This window comes from Corynebacterium evansiae (assembly GCF_027570065.1).
In the GTDB taxonomy this organism is placed as follows: Bacteria; Actinomycetota; Actinomycetes; order Mycobacteriales; family Mycobacteriaceae; genus Corynebacterium; species Corynebacterium evansiae.
The window spans coordinates 131,713-148,594 of record NZ_JAKMUT010000001.1; the positions used below are offsets into that span (position 1 = coordinate 131,713).

The following is a 16,882-nucleotide window of genomic DNA, read 5'->3' on the forward strand; positions in this document are numbered from 1 at the left end:
GTATCAGTGTTCCTTATCGTCGGAGCTGTGCCAACCCGTATCTTAGCCCCAGCCCACTTTAGAGCCCATAGTTGAGCCAAGACTTGGCAGCGAACAGATAGCTAATGCACAGGCTCGCACACCAATGACCATGGCAAGGTGATTGAATTATCCGCCAAGCGGCGGCGCGGGTTGAGCCGCGCCGCGGGAGCGTGGGCGTCACCAAGAGAACCCAAGAATTCCTGCTTCGCCGAGCGCCACCGTACCCGTGGCCCAAAGACGGCCAGGGGTGCGGCGCGTTCCCAGCAGCGGTCGAGCTCCGCGAGGACGTCGTAGATGAGGTGGCCGGGGGTGTTGCGGTGAATCAGGATCTTCGGCAGCCGTTCGGCCAGGTCGGAGGGTTTTTCGATGTCCTGCGGGTCCCACGCGAGCGTCAGTGACTGCGGGCCAGCCTCATCCAGGAGTACCCAGCAGGAGCGGCGGCCGACCTCGTCGCAGGTGCCCTCGATGATCACGCCACCGGGGCGCAGGTTCGCACGCATCGTGTCCCACGCGGCCTGCACCTGATCCACGTCGTATTGGCGCAGCACGTTAAAGGCGCGCACAACGTCCGCCTGCAGCCCCGCCAGCTCGAAGCCGCCGAGGGCGAAGTGCACACCCTCGCGGTCGGGGAGCACGCGGGAAGGCTCGATCTCCAGGCCGGTGACCTCCACCGTGGGAGCAATAGTTCGCAGCCACCGAGCCCACTCGCAGGTGGTGGTGTGGGAGGCTCCGTAGCCGACGTCGACGGCCACGGGGTTGCGGTGTTCGTGCAGCACGGCTCCTCGTAGCTGCGCTTGCACCCGCGGCTGCGCCACCAGCCAGCGGTCGGACTTGCGCAGACGGTTGTAGCCAGTCGTTCCGCGGGTAGGGACGCCAACAGGCCCGTCCGTATTCCACGAACGGGCCTTGAGATTGTGGGCGTGGTCAGCCACGCGGGTTAACCGAGCCTTTCAGGTGAGTGAGTTTGTTTTCGTTAAAGGTCCAGGCGGAGCCTATGCCGGGCTTTAGGCGTTGTCGCTGATCCACTTCTGGATCAGGGCGGCCTCGCGGGTCAGGAACTCCTCCACCCACTCGGCAACCTTCGGCTCCAGGACGGCGCCCATCATCGGGATCTTCACGTCCACGGCGCAGTCGGCCTTCAGCTCGGTGGAGTCACCGGAGCCGGTCAGGGTGACATCCGCGGAGAAGGAAACCGGTGCGCCCTTGACCTCTGCGTTGACCTTACCGGTGGTGGTGCCGTCAGCCAGCGGGCCGAACTCGACGACACGCTTGAGCTTCAGGTCCTGGGAAACCATGCCACGCACGGCCTCCGGCAGAGCGGACTTCGGCAGCAGCTCGAATAGGACGGCCTCGATGGGCTCGGGGGTGAAAGAGTTTACCTCGCCAGGCTCGTCGCCGATGTTCTCGACCTCGTAGGCCCAGTAATTTGCGGAGGAGAGTGCCTCGTAGACCTTTTCAATGGGGAAGTTAATCGTTGCAGTGTTCTCGCTGTGAGTAGTCATGCCAACAGACTACCTTTAGTGATGTGACTGATTCGACTAATAACGCACATTTCACGTCCGAGGAACGCGCACACCACCTTCTGGAGCGCCTCAGCGGCACTGGCGCCGACCCAGTTTCTATCCCCGACACCCGTGTGACCAGCCGTTCCTTCGCCGAAATGACCACCCTGCGCATCGGCGCCGCACCCGCCGGGGTTGTCGAATGCTCTTCGGCGGAGGCTGTTGCCCAGGTCGTTTCTTTTTTGGACGCCCACACGCAGCCACTGCTTGTCGTCGGCGGCGGGTCGAACCTCGTGGTGGGCGAGGGGGATGAGGTATCCCAGCTGGTTGTGGTGCTGTTGCGCACGGGCGAAGGTGACGTAGGCGATAGCGAAGACGTTGACGGTGACGCGACAGGCGAGACAGGGATGACGATCGACCGCGAGACTGGCGTGGTGCGGGCCTTTGCCGGGGTCGAGTGGGACCAGCTGGTGGCCGCGACGGTGGAGGCCGGGCTCGGCGGGCTAGAGTGCCTGAGCGGGATCCCTGGCTCCGTGGGTGCCACGCCTGTGCAGAACGTTGGCGCGTATGGCGCGGAGGTTGCGCAGGTGCTGCGGCGGGTGCAGTTGTACGACCGCGCAAGCGGGGAGCTCGAGTGGGTTGAACCTTCCGCCCTGGACCTGGGGTATCGCTACTCGAACCTGAAATTCACCTCGCGGGCTGTGGTGACGGCAGTGGAGTTCCAGCTGACCACCGACGGGTTGAGCGTGCCGCTGCGCTTCGGCGAGCTGGCGCGACGCTTGGGCGTGGATGCGGACGAGGCTGCCGCCGGGGAGATCCGCCGACCCGCTGCAGACGTGCGCCAGGCCGTGCTGGAGCTGCGCGCGGGCAAGGGCATGGTTCTGGATGCGGCGGACCACGATACGTGGTCGGCGGGATCCTTCTTCACGAATCCGATTGTCACCGGCGAAGAGGCGCGCGACGCAGTGGTGGCCGCCGTGCGGGAGAAGTGCGGCGATGCCGAGGCGGAGTCGATGCCCCTGTACCCGGTGAAGGCCAATGGTGGCGCCGCTGCGGGCGCGGCTGCTGGCACGGATGCCGGTACGGGCGTGGGCGAGCCACAGTTCAAGTTCTCTGCAGCGTGGCTGATCGAGCGCGCCGGGTTTGCAAAGGGCTGGCACGTACCGGGGAACGACCGCGCCTCCCTGTCCACCAAGCACACCCTGGCCCTGACCAATCGCGGTTCCGCGACCAGTGCGGATGTGGTGGAACTGGCACGCGCCGTGCGGGCCGGCGTGCAGGAAGCGTTCGGAGTAGTGCTGGAGCCGGAGCCGATCTGGGTCGGCGTGAGCATCGACTAGCTCGAGGTAGTTGAGACCAGCCGACCGGCTGAGGCTAGGCGACCGGCTCGAAATCCACTTTGTCGCGGACGCCGCAGTCCGGGCAGAACCAGTCATCCGGCACCTCGGACCACGGGGTGCCGGGGTTGAAGCCCTCGGCGGGATCGCCTACGGCCTCATCGAATCGATAGTCACAGACAGGGCATTGGAAAACGGACATGGGGGACTCCTTCGCTTGGACTGAAGTGGTTGGGGTTGGGGCTAGGGGCGTCACTTAGAAGCAGCCTTGGCCGCGCGGTTCTTGTCGGTGAACTTGCGCTGCTTCGGACGGGGGATCTCATACGTCGAGGGCTGGCCGGGGCCGCGCCACAAGCCGGCGATCCCGGGGATCAGGAAGAAAAGGCTGATCAACAGAGGCCATGGAACGACGTTGCTCAAAGCGGGAACGCCGAACAAGCCCAAGACCGCGAGCAGTAGGAAGAAAGCACCGACCGCCGTGCCAGCGCCACTGAGCAGGTAGTGAGTGGTTGGGTTGGGTGGGTTGATGGTGCTTCCGGTTGGGGCGGTCGTGCTCATCGCTGCCACCTCGCAGCCAGCTTCTCTTCCTTGCCAGGCAGGACGTTCGCCTTGGAGACGTCGTAGTTGTAGTGCTTCATCAGGCGGCTATCCATGACCTTGAACCACAGCGGCGGAATCGAAGCCATGGCGATCATCGTCGCGTAGCCGGCTGGCAGCTCCGGAGCTTTCACGTCCGAGCGCAGCGACTGGTAGCGGCGCGTCGGATTCGCGTGGTGATCCGAGTGGCGCTGAAGCTGGTAGAGGAAAATATTGGTGGTCAGATTGTCGGAGTTCCAGGAGTGCTCCGGGGTGCAGCGCTCGTAGCGGCCATCCGGCTGCATCTGCCGCAACAGGCCGTAGTGCTCTAGGTAGTTCACGAACTCCAGCAAGGCGATGCCCAGCACGGCCTGGATTAGCATCCACGGCAGAATGTAGATGCCGAAGGCGATGAACAGCCCGCCCCAGACCAGCACGGTGACCAGCCAAGCGTTCAGCACCTCATTGCTGAGGTGGAATTGGGACTTGCCCTTGCGCGCCAGACGCTTCTTCTCGATGTTCCAGGCGCGTGGGATCTGGTGAGGGATGGATCGGACCAGGTAGGTGTAGACGTTCTCGCCCATGCGGGAGCTCACCGGATCCTCCGGGGTGGCGACCTTAACGTGGTGACCCTTGTTGTGCTCGATGTAGAAGTGCCCGTAGGCGGGGACAGCCAGGGTGATCTTGCCCATCCAACGCTCGAAGCTGCCCTTCTTGTGGCCTAGTTCGTGGGCAGCGACGATACCGATGCCGGAGCTCATGCCCATAGACCAGGCAAGGCCCAGGCGGTCGATCATCAACAGGTCCGAGCTGGTCCATAGGTAGCAGCAGGCAATGAGGCTGGCCAGCATGATGGGGAAGTAGAGGTACGTCACCACTCGGTAGTACTTGGTTTCTTCCAGCCAGGGGACGAACTCTTCCGGCACGTTCTCGCCATCGCGGCCGAGGATCACGTCCGCCAGTGGGATCAGGATAAACACGGCAATGGGGCCGGCCCACCAGGTGACATGGATCAGCAGGTCGGGGCCGTTGATGGCTTTGAGCCAGGAGGCAACGCCCCACACGATCAGTGGAATGGCCGCCGGAACGAGGCTGAAAGTCCAGGCGTACTTCTTGGAGTCTTTCCAACCGGGTGGGCGCTTGGCTGGAGCCGTACCGGGAGAGGTGCTAGCGCCGTTGGCTGTGTGCGCTGGGTTTTGCGTGGTTGTCATCGTCGACTCACCTGCATTCCTGTGCATATCGATGGTGTGGGGTTGGTATTCAGTTGGTATCTAGTTGGCGTGCGAGTCGTGCACGTATGGCCCACGAATGGTGCGTGGATGGGCCCGGATGGCGCCCGGATGGCGGAGCGCTCTGCCTCGCACATGTGACACAGAATACCATATGGTTTTCACAACAATATGAAATTAGGGCTTTGGAGGTAGTTGGAGGAGGGGTTCCGGGAGGGGTGGAATGTGGAAATGTCGTTAGAACGGGAATCTGTATTTGGAAACGCAGGATTCCAAAAGTGCGCAACGCTCTGACCTGCACTTTTGTGTAGGTGGAAATAATTTCCCTTAACGTATTCCCGTTCTAGCGACATTCGGCGCTTAGGGAGCTAAGAAAGCCGAAACCCGAGCCCGGCGCATTCGCCGAACTCGGGAAGGGCTAGAAGAAAGAGTTAGAAGATTAGAAGAGGGGAAATCTTCGCCTACAGCATCGTCATGATCAGATCCTTAACCTCACGGCGGCGGATCTTGCCGATCAGGTCAGCCGGCATCTCGTCGATGACGAAGTAGCGGCGCGGCACCTTGTAACGGGTCAGGCCCTCGCGAGCCCACTCACGGATGGCCTCCTTGTCGAAGTCGGCCTCGCTCACGCCGTCCGCCAGAACAACTGCGGCGACAACCTCTTCAGAGCCGTCGTCCTGCGGCAGGCCGACCACGCCGGCCTTCTGGATCTGCTCGTGCTCCTCCAGGAACTCCTCGACCTCGGCGGGGTAAACGTTAAACCCGCCGGTGATGATCATTTCCTTAATGCGGGAGACGATCTTGATGAAGCCGTCCGGCTCCATCACAGCCATGTCACCAGTGCAGAACCAGTCTTCGTAGAACGGCTGATCCTCGTCCGGGATGTTGATGTAGCCGTGGAACACCTGGCGGCCGCGGGCCAGCAGCTCGCCCGGTTCGCCGTCCGGCATGGTCTTGCTGAAGTCGTCCGGGTCGGCCACGCGAAGTTCGGTATCCGGGAACGGGATGCCGATGTAGCCCGCGCGGCGCTCCGGGGTGACGGGGTTGGCCGTGAGGATCGGGCCGGACTCGGTTAGGCCGTAGCCCTCCACGATCTTGCCGCCGGTCTTCTTCTCCCACTCCAGGGTGGTGTGTACCGGCAGCGGTGCTGCGCCGGATAGGGCGTTGGCAATTCCGCGCAGGTCAAGGTTGTGCTCATCCGCGGCAGCCAGAATCTTGTCGTACAGGGTCGGCACGCCCGGCATGTAGGTGGGGGTCTCGCGCTTCAGCTGATCCACAATCAGCGGAATCTCCGGCTTCGGCAGTAGCAGCAGCTTGCCGCCGGTGGATACGGCTAGTGCGGCGGTCAGTGTCAGGCCGTAGATGTGGAACAAGGGGAGGGCAGCGAGGAACTTCTCCTGGCCACGCTCGCCGATGCCACTGATCCAGGACTGGCCCTGGGCAACGTTGGACATGACGTTGCCGTGCGTTAGCTGCGCGCCCTTCGGCTTGCCGGTGGTGCCGGAGGTGAACAGGATGAACGCAGGGGAGTCCTGGTTCGTCTCCGGGCAGTTTTCGATGTCGGATCCATCGCCGCCGAACTTGGCACTCAGCAGCTGAGAAAACGGGATGGTGCCCGGCGCCTCGCCGTGTAGCTGGTCGCGCTTCTCCTTGATGGACTTGATCGGCAGCTTCAGAGCCAGGCGCTTCACCAGCGGCATCGCGTCGATCATGTTCACGCTCACGATCTTCTCCAGCGGCGTGGTGCGCGAAAGCTCCTGGAACATGGGGGCGATCTTGTCCCAGACCACCGCCACCTTCGCGCCGTGGTCCTTGCAGGGGCCTTGCAGCTCGCGGGCGGTGTACAGCGGGTTGTGCTCTGCTACCACGCCGCCCAGCTTGTGGACTGCGAAAATCGTGATCAGGTGCTGCGGGCAGTTCGGTAGGGTTACGGCCACGCGGTCGCCCGGGCGCACGCCCAGCTCGCGCAAGCCGGCGGCCACGCTCTTGACCTGCTTGAGGAAATCTCCGTAGGTCATCGTCTGACCAAAGAAGTCCAGGATGTCGGCGCTCGAGTGTTCGGCGACAGTACGGTCGAGAAGCTTAGCCATGGTGTCGTCTTGGTACTCCAGGCTGTGCGGGGTCCACTCCGCGTAGTACTTCAGGTAAGGCTTGTCCTTCCAGGCCGTTCCCTCTGGGCGCTCGGTGTCAGTCATGTAGATCCCTTAGGTCTTTAGAAACAGTCTTCAAAACGTGATGCACGTTACTTTGGCACCCTATCTAATTTTGTCGTTTTCTTTGGTGGAATTAAGCAAATTTCTGTGGACGCCACCTACCCCCAGCCCCGCTCTAATCTGGCTAAGCTTGGGCGGTATGCGCGTCGCTATGATCTCCATGCACACTTCTCCCCTCGAGCAGCCCGGCACGGGGGATGCCGGCGGGATGAACGTGTACGTGAAAAATATCGCTGAGCAGCTGGAACGTAAGGGCGTCACCGTCGATGTATTTACCCGAGCGACCCGGCCTTTACAGGGCGAGGTAGTCAACGTTCGCCCGGGGCTAAGGGTGATCAACTGCGTGGCTGGGCCGTACGAGGGGCTGTCGAAGGAGGAACTGCCCACGCAGCTGGCGGCGTTTACGGGCTCGATCCTGGCTTTTTGCCGCGAGGAGGGGGTGAGCTACGACCTGATCCACTCGCACTATTGGCTCTCTGGGCAGGTCGGGTGGCTGTTGCGCGACCTCTGGCAGGTTCCTTGGGTGCACACGGCGCACACGCTGGCGGCGGTGAAGAACAACTCCCTGGCCGATGGCGATTCGCGCGAGCCGGAATCGCGCCGCATCTGTGAACAGCAGATCGTGGACAATGCGGATCTGCTGATCGTAAACACGGACCAGGAGGTGCAGGATCTTATTGAGGGTTATGACGCCACCACGTGCGCGATCAGAGTCGTCCCACCGGGGGCAGACGTCGATCGCTTCACGCCTGGATCGGATCGTGCGACCGAGCGTTCGCGCCGCGAACTGGGCATTCCCTTCCGTACGAAGGTCATTGGTTTCGTCGGCCGGTTGCAGCGATTGAAGGGGCCACAGGTGCTGCTGCGAGCAGTGGCGGAGCTTTTGGGCCGGCACCCTCAGCAGCAGCTGGCCGTGGTGATCTGCGGTGGATCCTCCGGGGCGGGCGGCAACGAGCTGGAGCGACTACAGCTGCTGGCCGAGGAGCTGGGGATTAGCCGCTGCGTGCGCTTCTTGGCTCCGCGCCCGCCCGAGGAGCTGGTGGGCGTGTACCGGGCGGCGGACATCGTGGCCGTGCCCAGTTACAACGAGTCCTTTGGGTTAGTGGCGCTGGAGGCACAGGCGTGTGGCACGCCTGTCGTGGCTACGCGCACCGGCGGCCTGCCGATCGCGGTGGAGGATGAGAAATCCGGCCTGCTGGTGGACGGCCACGATGCGGGCGACTGGGCCGATGCACTGGGCAAGCTGGTGTTGGACGACGATCTGCGCATCTCGATGGGAGAGTATGCCCCCAGCCACGCCGCTAAGTTCTCCTGGCAGGCATCCGCGGAAGCTCTGTACAAGCTGTACGAAGAGTTGCCGCCCGCCGGCCACCGTGGGGAGCGTCAGCCCGCCGGGTAGAACCGGGGAAAATCCAAGGTGACTGCGCCGGGGCAGGCGGAAATGTAGTTTGGGGCTTATGGATCGCACACGGATTTGTGAACTTCTGGACGAAGCGGAAGTCGAGTACACCCTTCCCGAGGGGCCGGCCGGGAAAGACGGCAACGTCGTAGTCGTGCTGCCGGGCGAGAAGCGCCTGAAGACGAACTGCATTTTCATCCCGCAGGACGGCATGTTCCGCGTGGAGGCCTTTGTCTGCCGCGCGGTGGAGGAGGGCCAGGAAGAGGTCTACAAGCTGCTGCTGCACGCCAACCGCCGTAGCTTTGGAGTGCACTACACGCTGGACCGGAACAACGACATCTACCTGGTGGGCCAGTTCTCGGATAACACCAGCAGCGAGGACATTCAACGGATCCTGGGGCAGGTCTTGGAGCGGGCGGATGCGGACTTCAACCGCATCCTGGAGCGCGGCTTTGCCTCCTCCATCCGCCACGAGTGGGCATGGCGCCTGTCTCGTGGCGAGCCGACTATGAACCTCGCGGCCTTCGCACACCTCAAGCCCTCCGAGCAGGAGGTCCAGTTGCTGGCGCCGCCACCGGGTTCCAAGTTGGCGTCCGAAGCAAAGAGCCCGAGCACCCCCGACCTAGACGGCAACAGCGACGGCACGGAGCGCGGTGGTGCTGACGACAGTGAGCAAGGCGAAGCGGCAGAATAAGCGGCGCCGCCGAATCCAGGGGCGCGCGGGCGCACATCATGGCAGAATTGGGAGTATGAGCGAGCAAAACAACACCCACGGAAATCTGATCCTGCTGCGTCACGGCCAGAGTGAATGGAACGCCTCCAACCAGTTCACCGGCTGGGTAGACGTGCGCCTGACCGACAAGGGCCGCGAGGAGGCAGTTCGCGGCGGTGAGATGATCAAGGAGGCCGGTCTGGAGCCGACCATCCTGTACACCTCCCTGCTGCGCCGCGCCATCACCACCGCCAACATCGCCCTCGACGCGGCGGACCGTCACTGGATCCCCGTCGTACGCGACTGGCGCCTGAACGAGCGCCACTACGGCGCGCTGCAGGGCCTGAACAAGGCGGAGACTAAGGACAAGTACGGCGAAGAGCAGTTCATGGCTTGGCGCCGTTCCTACGACACCCCGCCGCCGGCCATCGACGCTGACAACGAGTACGCCCAGACCAACGACCCGCGCTACGCTGACCTGCCCGAGATTCCGGCCACCGAGTGCCTGCTGGATGTCGTCAAGCGCTTCATCCCGTACTACGAGGAAGAGATCGAGCCGCGCGTGAAGAACGGCGAGACCGTCCTGGTTGCCGCGCACGGCAACTCCCTGCGTGCGCTGGTTAAGCACCTGGATAAGATCTCCGACGAGGACATCGCTGGACTGAACATCCCGACCGGCATCCCGCTGGTTTACAACATTGACGCGGATGGCAAGGTTCTGAACCCGGGTGGCGACTACCTGGATCCGGAGGCAGCTGCCGCTGGCGCCGCAGCCGTCGCCGCACAGGGCCAGGCTAAGTAAGAGCCGGGCTAAGTTATAGCCTTGGATTTTTGGCCTTGGGATTTCTAACCTCAGGGGTTGCCCTTGGGCTGCTCTTTGGGCTGATCGTCGGCGTGTGCCTGGGCGCACTCGGCATGTGGGGATACCGCAAGCGAGTGAAGGCTCAGCGCAATACCCACACCCAAAGGGAGCTCGAGGGCAATCGTGTTTCCACGGTGGCGCAGGTTTTGCACTTCGCCATCCAGTCCTCGCCCGACGCGGTGGCGGTGGTGGATCGCAAGCGCAACGTTGTGCTTTCCAACCCGCGTGCCCACGAGCTGGGCCTGGTGCATGAGCGGAACCTGAACGCCGAAGCGTGGAAGATGGTGGAGCGGGTCTTCGCCGACCAGGAGCCCCGCGAGCTAAACTTCCTACCCCCACCGCGCCGCAGCAACCGACCCGTCATTGCCGTGGCCGGGCAGGTTCAGCTGCTTTCCCTCGTGGATGACCGCTTCGCGGTGGTGTACGCCACCGACGATTCCGAATCCGTGCGCATGGAATCCGCCCGCCGCGACTTCGTGGCCAACGTCTCCCACGAGCTCAAGACTCCGGTGGGGGCGATCTCGCTGTTGGTGGAGACCCTCATGTCGGTGCGCGACGACGAAGAGGCCGTGGAGTACTTCGGCTCAAAGCTGATCGTCGAAGTGCGCCGCATGAACCAGATGATCACCGAGCTGATCAGCCTGTCGAAGCTGCAGGGTGCGGAATCGTTGCCAGACCTGGAGGTCTTAAGCATCGACAAGATCGTCGAGGACGCGATTGATCGCTGCCGACTGGCAGCCGAAGCACGCAACATCGACCTGGTCAAGGATGGGCGCTCCGGAGCGATGGTGAAGGGCGACAAGGGGCTCCTCGTTACGAGCGTCGCCAACCTTCTGACCAACGCCATCAACTATTCGCCGGAGGGCTCGCCCGTTTCTATTTCCCGCGAAGCACAGGGCGATACCGTGACCATCCGCGTGACGGACCGGGGCATCGGCATTTCCAAGGACGACCAGAAGCGAGTGTTCGAGAGGTTCTTCCGCGTGGACAAGGCGCGCTCGCGCGACACGGGCGGCACGGGGCTGGGGTTGGCCATCGTAAAGCACGTGATGGCCAACCACGGCGGCAGCGTTTCCCTGTGGTCCCGGCTGGGGACGGGCTCGACGTTCACCTTGGAGCTCCCGCGTTTCCAGGAGGGCAAGGCCAAGGAGCTGCCGAGCGGAGAGATTCCGGTCATTCCGGACGCGCGGCGCCTGGACGATGCGAAGGGCACGGGCGCGGATCCAGAAACACCAGAAACAGAGGACAAAGAATGACCTTCGGGTTATCTTTTGGTGATCCCTTAGTGAACTGGGTGTCTTGAGGGTTGCTACTCCCTAAAGCCTGTGGGCACGTTACGATAGTTATGGATAGTTTCTGTAGCTTTAAAAATTTTTCTTTGAAAGGTTATTGAGCGGCTGTGACGAGCGTTTTGATTGTCGAAGACGAGGAGTCTTTGGCGGAACCTCTTGCGTTTTTGCTGAAAAAGGAAGGTTTCGAGGTCTTCATGGCCCCGGACGGTCCCACTGCGCTGGATACCTTCGCTGCGGAAGACATCGACATCATTCTGTTGGATCTGATGCTGCCCGGCATGTCCGGCACCGAGGTGTGCCGCCAGCTGCGCCAGACCTCCAGCGTGCCGGTGATTATGGTGACGGCTCGCGACAGTGAGATCGATAAGGTCGTGGGGCTCGAGCTCGGCGCCGACGATTACGTGACCAAGCCCTACTTCGCCCGCGAGCTGATCGCCCGCATCCGCGCTGTTCTACGCCGCGGCGGCGAGGTCGAGGTCGAGGCTCCCGCCGACGACGGCCTGGTACTGCAGGAGGATCGCGTGATGATGGATGTGGAGCGCCACATCGTCACCGTCGACGGGCAGAAGGTTCCTATGCCGCTGAAGGAGTTCGATCTGCTCGAGTACCTCATGCGCAACAGCGGCCGCGTGCTGACCCGTGGCCAGCTGATCGACCGCGTATGGGGTGCCGATTACGTCGGCGATACCAAGACCCTGGACGTGCACATCAAGCGCCTGCGCTCCAAGATCGAGCGCAACCCCTCCCGCCCGGAGATTCTGGTGACCGTCCGCGGCCTGGGCTACAAGTTCGAGGCCTAACCCGCCTGGGGTGTGCTTAACCCCGGCTAAATCCCGCGCCGCCGTGCCTCGGCCGTCGCCGGGTGAATCGACAGCAACGGAAACCCGCTAGGCGATACCTGCGCCAGCTTTTCCCGCTCCTCGCAGTGCGCGGCCAGCACCTCGTAGGCCTCCTCGCCGATCAGCTCGGTCAGCTCTTCACGCCCGGTGCGCCACAACGCTTCGCCACCTGCGTGGCAGTTCGGGTCTGAGGAGCAGTACCAGTCAAAGTCCTCGCCGCCGTCGCCCCATCCGCGGCGGTTGTATTCGGTGACGGTTGTCCGCAGCATCTCTACCCCGTCGGGGCGGGTTTCCCAGTCCTCAAGTCGCCGCAGCGGCACCTGCCAGCACACTTCGGGCTTCGCTGCGGTCAGCTCGACGTCGTTGCGCAACGCCCAGGCGTGCAGCGCGCAGCCGCGGCCTCCGGGGAACCCTTCGCGGTTGGCGAAGATGCACGCTCCGTTGCTGGTCACGGTCTTCAACGCGGGTTTCATCTCGCCCTCGTCGTTTTCTAGCTCGTCCCATTCGAGCCATGGTTCGATGTCGTCGCCGCTTTTTTCTTGTGGACGCCCCTTCGCCTCCCATTCATCCATCTCCGCGGGGCGGTTCTGCCACTCTTCCGCTGTGAGCTTTTCCGCGACATTTCGCAGGGTCGCGCGGTCGTCTTCGTCTGTGAGAAATGCACCGTGGGTGCAACAGCCGACGTCCGGATTTTCGGCGTCAATACCTAAACAGGCTTCGGTACCAAACCGGCAACGGTACGTGGACAGCAACCACGTGAGATCCACCTGGATGATGTGCTCGGAATCGGCGGGGTCAATGAACTCCAACCATTCGCGAGGGTGGTCAGCGGGCATTTCGCGGCCCGCGCGGATGGATAGGTCAGCGGGTGTGCCCTCCGGATAGCCGGTGGCTAGCTCGTTGTTCGAGGTGCCCGATTCAATCTCCGCAGACGTTTCATTCACGTGTTCCACCGTAGACCCATTAGGCTGGGGTGCGTGCGATTAGGTGTGCTTGACGTAGGAAGCAATACGGTTCATCTGGTGGTCGTCGATGCACAGCGCGGCGGGCCGCCGACTCCAATGAGCAATTGGAAGACTCCCATGCGCTTGGTGGAATACCTGGACAAGAAGGGTGCCATCAACGAAAAGGGGCAGGAGAAGCTGCTCAACGGGGTGGCGCTGGCCAAGGAGATGTCAGACCAGTTCCGCTGTGAGGAAATGCTGCCTTTTGCCACCTCCGCAATCCGTTCGGCTGAGAATGCCGAGGAAGTGCTGGACAGGGTAGAGAATGAAACCGGCGTGCGCCTGCGGATTCTGTCGGGGGACGAGGAAGCGCGGCTGACGTTCCTGGCGGTGCGGCGCTGGTACGGCTGGTCTGCAGGGCGTATCTGCGACCTGGACATCGGTGGCGGCTCCCTGGAGATGTCCATTGGCATGGACGAGGACCCGGACGTCGCCTGCAGTGTGAATCTGGGTGCGGGGCGCTTGACCCGCGAATGGTTCGACACCGACCCGCCATCTAAAAAGAAAGTCGCGGAGCTGGGGGAGTTCATCGATGAAGAGTTGAATGATCCGGTGGAAAAGCTGCTGGATTCCGGCGATATTGACCTGGCGGTGGGTACTTCCAAGACCTTTAGGATGCTGGCGCGCCTGACGGGTGCGGCGCCATCTTCGGCAGGTCCGCGAGTCAAGCGCACCTTGACCCAGGCCGGCCTGCGCCAGCTGATCGCCTTTATTTCCCGCATGACCGCCGCCGACCGAGCGGAATTGGAAGGCGTGAGCGCGGAGCGTTCGCACCAGGTCGTTGCCGGTGCGCTGGTGGCCGAGGCGGCGATGCGCAAGCTGGACATCGAGGTTTTGCACATGTGTCCGTGGGCGCTGCGCGAGGGCGTGATCTTCCGTCAGCTCGACCATAATCCGGATCTGACGTAAATAACGCCAGTTGCTTCCGCCTATATGTAGGCGAGTAAAGTAGTGTGTTTGAAGACATATGTTTAAAGTGACGCTTGAGGGCAGTTGAGACTGCGCTGTAAGTGATCAAGTGATGGGATCAATGGATGAGTGAGAAGCTGACAGTCGCCGAACTTCTCGCCCGTAACGGGCGCGAACCAAGTTCTGCTGACACTGGCCGGCGTCGACGCCGTCACCGCAACTTGGAGAAGGGCGGCGTTTCCGTTGCCGAGCTGACGGGTTCCATTCCAGTAGTCCAGACCGAGGACGATGCCGCTGCGGATAAGTCTGCAGTCAAGCCTGCTGATAAGGCCGCTCCGAAGGATGCCGCTAAGGACGCTGCGACGGCGCAGCCCGAGAAGCGGGAGAAGCAGGAGAAGCAGGACCAGAAGTCCCAGCCGGATCAGCGTTCCGTAAGTCGTACCCCGGAGCGCCCGGAGGAGAAGACTGGCCAGCTTGCAGCTGCCAAGGACGCAAAGGAAGGCAAGGACTCCAAGGATGCCCAGGGCTCCCAGGGTGTAGAGGCTGAAAAGCCGACCTTCGGCGAGGTCGCGCGTGGCAAGGTGGCCGAAAAGCCGGAGGCTGAGAAACCCGAGGTCGAGAAGCCTGAAGTAAAGAAGCCGGAGGCCAAGAAGGCAACCAAGGAAGTTAAGCCGATCAAGCCTGCCGAAACGGGCAAGGCTGACAAGCCCGGCGCCGCCGACAAACCTGGTGACGCCGACAAGTCTGGTAAGACTGACAAGTCTCACAAGTCTGACAAGCCCGGCAAGTCTGGCAAGGCCGGAGTCGCAGCGGCAGCGGCAGCGGGCGGAGCTGGAGCAGTCGGCGCCGCTGGGGTTGCTAAGTCGACTGAGGCGGACGCTGCTGACAAGGTGGGCGTCAAGTCGGGGGTGCAGGCCACCAGTGACGAGCAGGCACAGTTCGCGCAGCTCGAAGAATCCCTCGAGGACGGCGAGGTCGTCGAGTACGAAGACGACACGATCTCCTGGCCCATGATGATCCTGCAGGCGATCCTGGCGATCGCCGTGGGTGTGGGCGTGTTCTTCGGCTTTAGCCTGATCTGGGCCAAGGCTCCGGCGGTTCTGGCGTTGGTGCTGGCCATCGCCGTGACGCTGCTGTTGGTCGGGTTGGTGCACGCGCTGCTGCGCCACCGCGACAAGCTGCTGATGATTCTCGCCGCCGTCGTCGGTTTGGTGCTGACGATCGGGCCGCGACTGATCCAGGGGCTGTAAGAAGTCTCCTGTGATGTGAGCGGGGCGCTGGTTGGGGAACCAGCGCCCTTTTTGGGTTTTGTGGGGAACTAGCGAACATTGGGGGAACTAGAACCTGGGGGCTAAGAATGGGCGGGTAGCAGGAAGCCGCCAATCCTGGCACGCTGGTTTATATGACTCAAATTGGAATTATTGGCGGAGGAAACATCGGCGAAGCCCTGCTCGCCGGAATCGTTGCGGACACCGAAGGTGCCGCAGACGCAAAGAAGATTATCGTCGCGGATCCGTCGCAGGAGCGGCTGGACGAGCTGAAGGATAAGTACGGCATGGTCACCGCCCGCGAGGGACGCGAGGCCGCCGAAGGCACCGACATCCTGTTCATCTGCGTGAAGCCCAACATCGTCCCCATCGTGCTGGACGAGGTGGCCGAGGTGCTGGACAGCAACTCTCAGGACACGATCGTGGTTTCCCTGGCGGCGGGCGTGACCATCAACACCATGGAGTCCGCGCTGCCCGCAGGCACCACCGTCGTCCGCACCATGCCGAACACCCCGATGCTGGTTGGCAAGGGTGCAATCGGCATCGCTGGTGGCCGCTTTGCCGAAGAGGATCAGCTGAACACGGTGCAGGACATCATGTCCAAGGTCGGCGAGGCCGTCATCGTTAAGGAAAAGGAGCTGGACGCAGTCACGGCCGTTTCCGGTTCCGGCCCGGCATACATCTTCCTGGTCGTGGAAGCCATGATCGAGTCTGCCGTACAGCTGGGGCTCGCCCGTCCGCTGGCGGAGAAGCTGGCCATCGCCAACGTGCAAGGCGCGGCCACCATGATGTCCCGAAACCTAGCAGAGGGCGGGGATACGCCGTCCGTTCTGCGTACCAAGGTGACCAGTCCCGGAGGAACCACTGCGGCGGCTCTGCGCGAACTGGAGGAGTCCGGCATTCGCGGAGCGTTCTTCCGTGCCATGGAGGCATGTAAGGACCGCTCCGAGGAACTGGGTGCGCCGAAGCCTGGTGCGAACGGAGCTAACGGCGATAACTAAGCGCGCCTGCGCCCGGCACGTGGGCGCGCGCTCCGCCCAAATGGGGTTAATTTCTGCCCCTCTCTGAGCGACCACAGTGATCTTTTTAGACACAACGGTTTAACACAAATCACGCCTGTTCAATCCGGTCACGCTCGGTAACGGGCGTGGGCTTGTGGCACCTCGAGTTGCGTAGGCCACAAGTAGCAATCTGCCCTCAATGGTCACCCTTGTTGCACATTATTCACATGGTTCACGTTATGATGGTTCGCGAGCGATCACGTGTGAAGTCCTGCAGGAGGGGAAGCCTGCAGCGCATGAGAGCGCAAAGAAAGTGATGATCTATGGCTAACACCGAAAATGGAACATTTCTGACCGTCGCAGAGGTCGCCGATCTGATGCGCGTGTCGAAGATGACTGTTTACCGTCTCATCCACTCGGAGGAGCTGCCCGCCGTACAGGTCGGCCGCAACTTCCGCGTTCGTGGATCCGCTGTTGAGGCGTACCTCGGAGCTTCCGAGTACAACCCCGGCCAGACCGGCTAATCAGCGAGACGCAACAGTCCCCCATTTTCGGAGTCAGGTGGCCTGAGCCACCCGCCCGGTGATGGGGGATTTTTGTTTCTGCAGGGTGCTGGGGGCTAAACTGTGGAACATTCGTGTCTACGGATGTGAAGCAACTCTTGCGCGGCAGCCCATAACGGCAGCCCCTTGTGGCAGGCAGCGTGCATCCGAGGACA

17 protein-coding genes are annotated in these 16,882 nt (G+C 62.5%); 10 read left to right on the forward strand and 7 right to left on the reverse strand.

All coding sequences use genetic code 11. From position 1 onward, the window contains the following. Nucleotides 1–101: 101 nt before the first annotated feature. Together L8V00_RS00540 and L8V00_RS00545 are read right to left on the reverse strand one after the other, a co-directional pair. Nucleotides 102–953, reverse strand: coding sequence for a class I SAM-dependent methyltransferase (locus L8V00_RS00540; protein WP_269943925.1), 852 nt, complete (start codon nucleotides 951–953; stop codon nucleotides 102–104). Nucleotides 954–1,025: 72 nt separating this feature from the next. Further along, nucleotides 1,026–1,523 carry a DUF2505 domain-containing protein gene (locus L8V00_RS00545; protein WP_034985223.1) on the reverse strand — a complete coding sequence of 166 codons (498 nt, stop codon included), beginning with the start codon at nucleotides 1,521–1,523 and terminating at the stop codon, nucleotides 1,026–1,028. 23 nt (nucleotides 1,524–1,546) lie between these two features. Between L8V00_RS00545 and L8V00_RS00550 the strand changes: the two genes are divergently transcribed. Then, nucleotides 1,547–2,863, forward strand: a complete 1,317-nt coding sequence (locus L8V00_RS00550) for a UDP-N-acetylmuramate dehydrogenase (protein ID WP_269943926.1) — start codon at nucleotides 1,547–1,549, stop codon at nucleotides 2,861–2,863. A gap of 34 nt (nucleotides 2,864–2,897) precedes the next feature. Here L8V00_RS00550 and L8V00_RS00555 read toward each other — a convergent pair whose 3' ends face one another. The 4 genes from L8V00_RS00555 to L8V00_RS00570 all read right to left on the reverse strand — a co-directional run bounded on the left by L8V00_RS00555 (nucleotide 2,898) and on the right by L8V00_RS00570 (nucleotide 6,860). Further along, nucleotides 2,898–3,062 carry a rubredoxin gene (locus tag L8V00_RS00555; RefSeq protein ID WP_034985227.1) on the reverse strand — a complete coding sequence of 55 codons (165 nt, stop codon included), beginning with the start codon at nucleotides 3,060–3,062 and terminating at the stop codon, nucleotides 2,898–2,900. Nucleotides 3,063–3,112: 50 nt separating this feature from the next. After that, on the reverse strand, nucleotides 3,113–3,418 hold the full coding sequence (locus tag L8V00_RS00560) for a hypothetical protein (RefSeq protein ID WP_005292164.1): 306 nt from the start codon (nucleotides 3,416–3,418) through the stop codon (nucleotides 3,113–3,115). Next, the gene (locus L8V00_RS00565) at nucleotides 3,415–4,647 is read right to left on the reverse strand and encodes an alkane 1-monooxygenase (RefSeq protein WP_011274219.1); all 1,233 of its coding nucleotides are present in this window, start codon (nucleotides 4,645–4,647) and stop codon (nucleotides 3,415–3,417) included. Before L8V00_RS00565 ends, L8V00_RS00560 begins: the two co-directional genes overlap by 4 nt. Nucleotides 4,648–5,126: 479 nt before the next feature. Then, nucleotides 5,127–6,860, reverse strand: a complete 1,734-nt coding sequence (locus L8V00_RS00570; protein WP_269943927.1) for a long-chain-fatty-acid--CoA ligase — start codon at nucleotides 6,858–6,860, stop codon at nucleotides 5,127–5,129. Between the two features lie 157 nt (nucleotides 6,861–7,017). Between L8V00_RS00570 and mshA the strand changes: the two genes are divergently transcribed. From mshA to L8V00_RS00595, 5 genes are all read left to right on the forward strand, one after another. Further along, nucleotides 7,018–8,277 (forward strand): D-inositol-3-phosphate glycosyltransferase, encoded by a 1,260-nt coding sequence (gene mshA, locus L8V00_RS00575; RefSeq protein ID WP_269943928.1) that lies wholly within the window; start codon nucleotides 7,018–7,020, stop codon nucleotides 8,275–8,277. Between the two features lie 58 nt (nucleotides 8,278–8,335). Then, nucleotides 8,336–8,971 carry a type III secretion system chaperone family protein gene (locus L8V00_RS00580; RefSeq protein ID WP_049048879.1) on the forward strand — a complete coding sequence of 212 codons (636 nt, stop codon included), beginning with the start codon at nucleotides 8,336–8,338 and terminating at the stop codon, nucleotides 8,969–8,971. Nucleotides 8,972–9,026: 55 nt separating this feature from the next. Further along, the gene (locus L8V00_RS00585; protein WP_269943929.1) at nucleotides 9,027–9,791 is read left to right on the forward strand and encodes a phosphoglyceromutase; all 765 of its coding nucleotides are present in this window, start codon (nucleotides 9,027–9,029) and stop codon (nucleotides 9,789–9,791) included. Nucleotides 9,792–9,826: 35 nt separating this feature from the next. Beyond that, nucleotides 9,827–11,107 (forward strand): sensor histidine kinase, encoded by a 1,281-nt coding sequence (locus L8V00_RS00590; RefSeq protein ID WP_269944066.1) that lies wholly within the window; start codon nucleotides 9,827–9,829, stop codon nucleotides 11,105–11,107. A 143-nt stretch (nucleotides 11,108–11,250) separates the two neighbouring features. Then, nucleotides 11,251–11,943, forward strand: a complete 693-nt coding sequence (locus tag L8V00_RS00595; protein ID WP_035002955.1) for a response regulator transcription factor — start codon at nucleotides 11,251–11,253, stop codon at nucleotides 11,941–11,943. Between the two features lie 26 nt (nucleotides 11,944–11,969). Here L8V00_RS00595 and L8V00_RS00600 read toward each other — a convergent pair whose 3' ends face one another. Then, complete coding sequence (locus tag L8V00_RS00600; protein WP_269943930.1) at nucleotides 11,970–12,926, reverse strand: DUF3109 family protein; 957 nt, start codon at nucleotides 12,924–12,926, stop codon at nucleotides 11,970–11,972. 33 nt (nucleotides 12,927–12,959) lie between these two features. Here L8V00_RS00600 and L8V00_RS00605 point away from each other — a divergent pair, with 33 nt between their 5' ends. From L8V00_RS00605 to L8V00_RS00620, 4 genes are all read left to right on the forward strand, one after another. Beyond that, nucleotides 12,960–13,895 carry a Ppx/GppA family phosphatase gene (locus tag L8V00_RS00605; protein ID WP_269943931.1) on the forward strand — a complete coding sequence of 312 codons (936 nt, stop codon included), beginning with the start codon at nucleotides 12,960–12,962 and terminating at the stop codon, nucleotides 13,893–13,895. A gap of 125 nt (nucleotides 13,896–14,020) precedes the next feature. Further along, complete coding sequence (locus tag L8V00_RS00610; RefSeq protein ID WP_269943932.1) at nucleotides 14,021–15,145, forward strand: AI-2E family transporter; 1,125 nt, start codon at nucleotides 14,021–14,023, stop codon at nucleotides 15,143–15,145. A 152-nt stretch (nucleotides 15,146–15,297) separates the two neighbouring features. Beyond that, the gene (proC, locus tag L8V00_RS00615; RefSeq protein WP_035002958.1) at nucleotides 15,298–16,164 is read left to right on the forward strand and encodes a pyrroline-5-carboxylate reductase; all 867 of its coding nucleotides are present in this window, start codon (nucleotides 15,298–15,300) and stop codon (nucleotides 16,162–16,164) included. Between the two features lie 323 nt (nucleotides 16,165–16,487). Beyond that, nucleotides 16,488–16,688, forward strand: a complete 201-nt coding sequence (locus L8V00_RS00620) for a helix-turn-helix domain-containing protein (RefSeq protein ID WP_005292138.1) — start codon at nucleotides 16,488–16,490, stop codon at nucleotides 16,686–16,688. The last annotated feature ends 194 nt before the right edge of the window (nucleotides 16,689–16,882 follow it).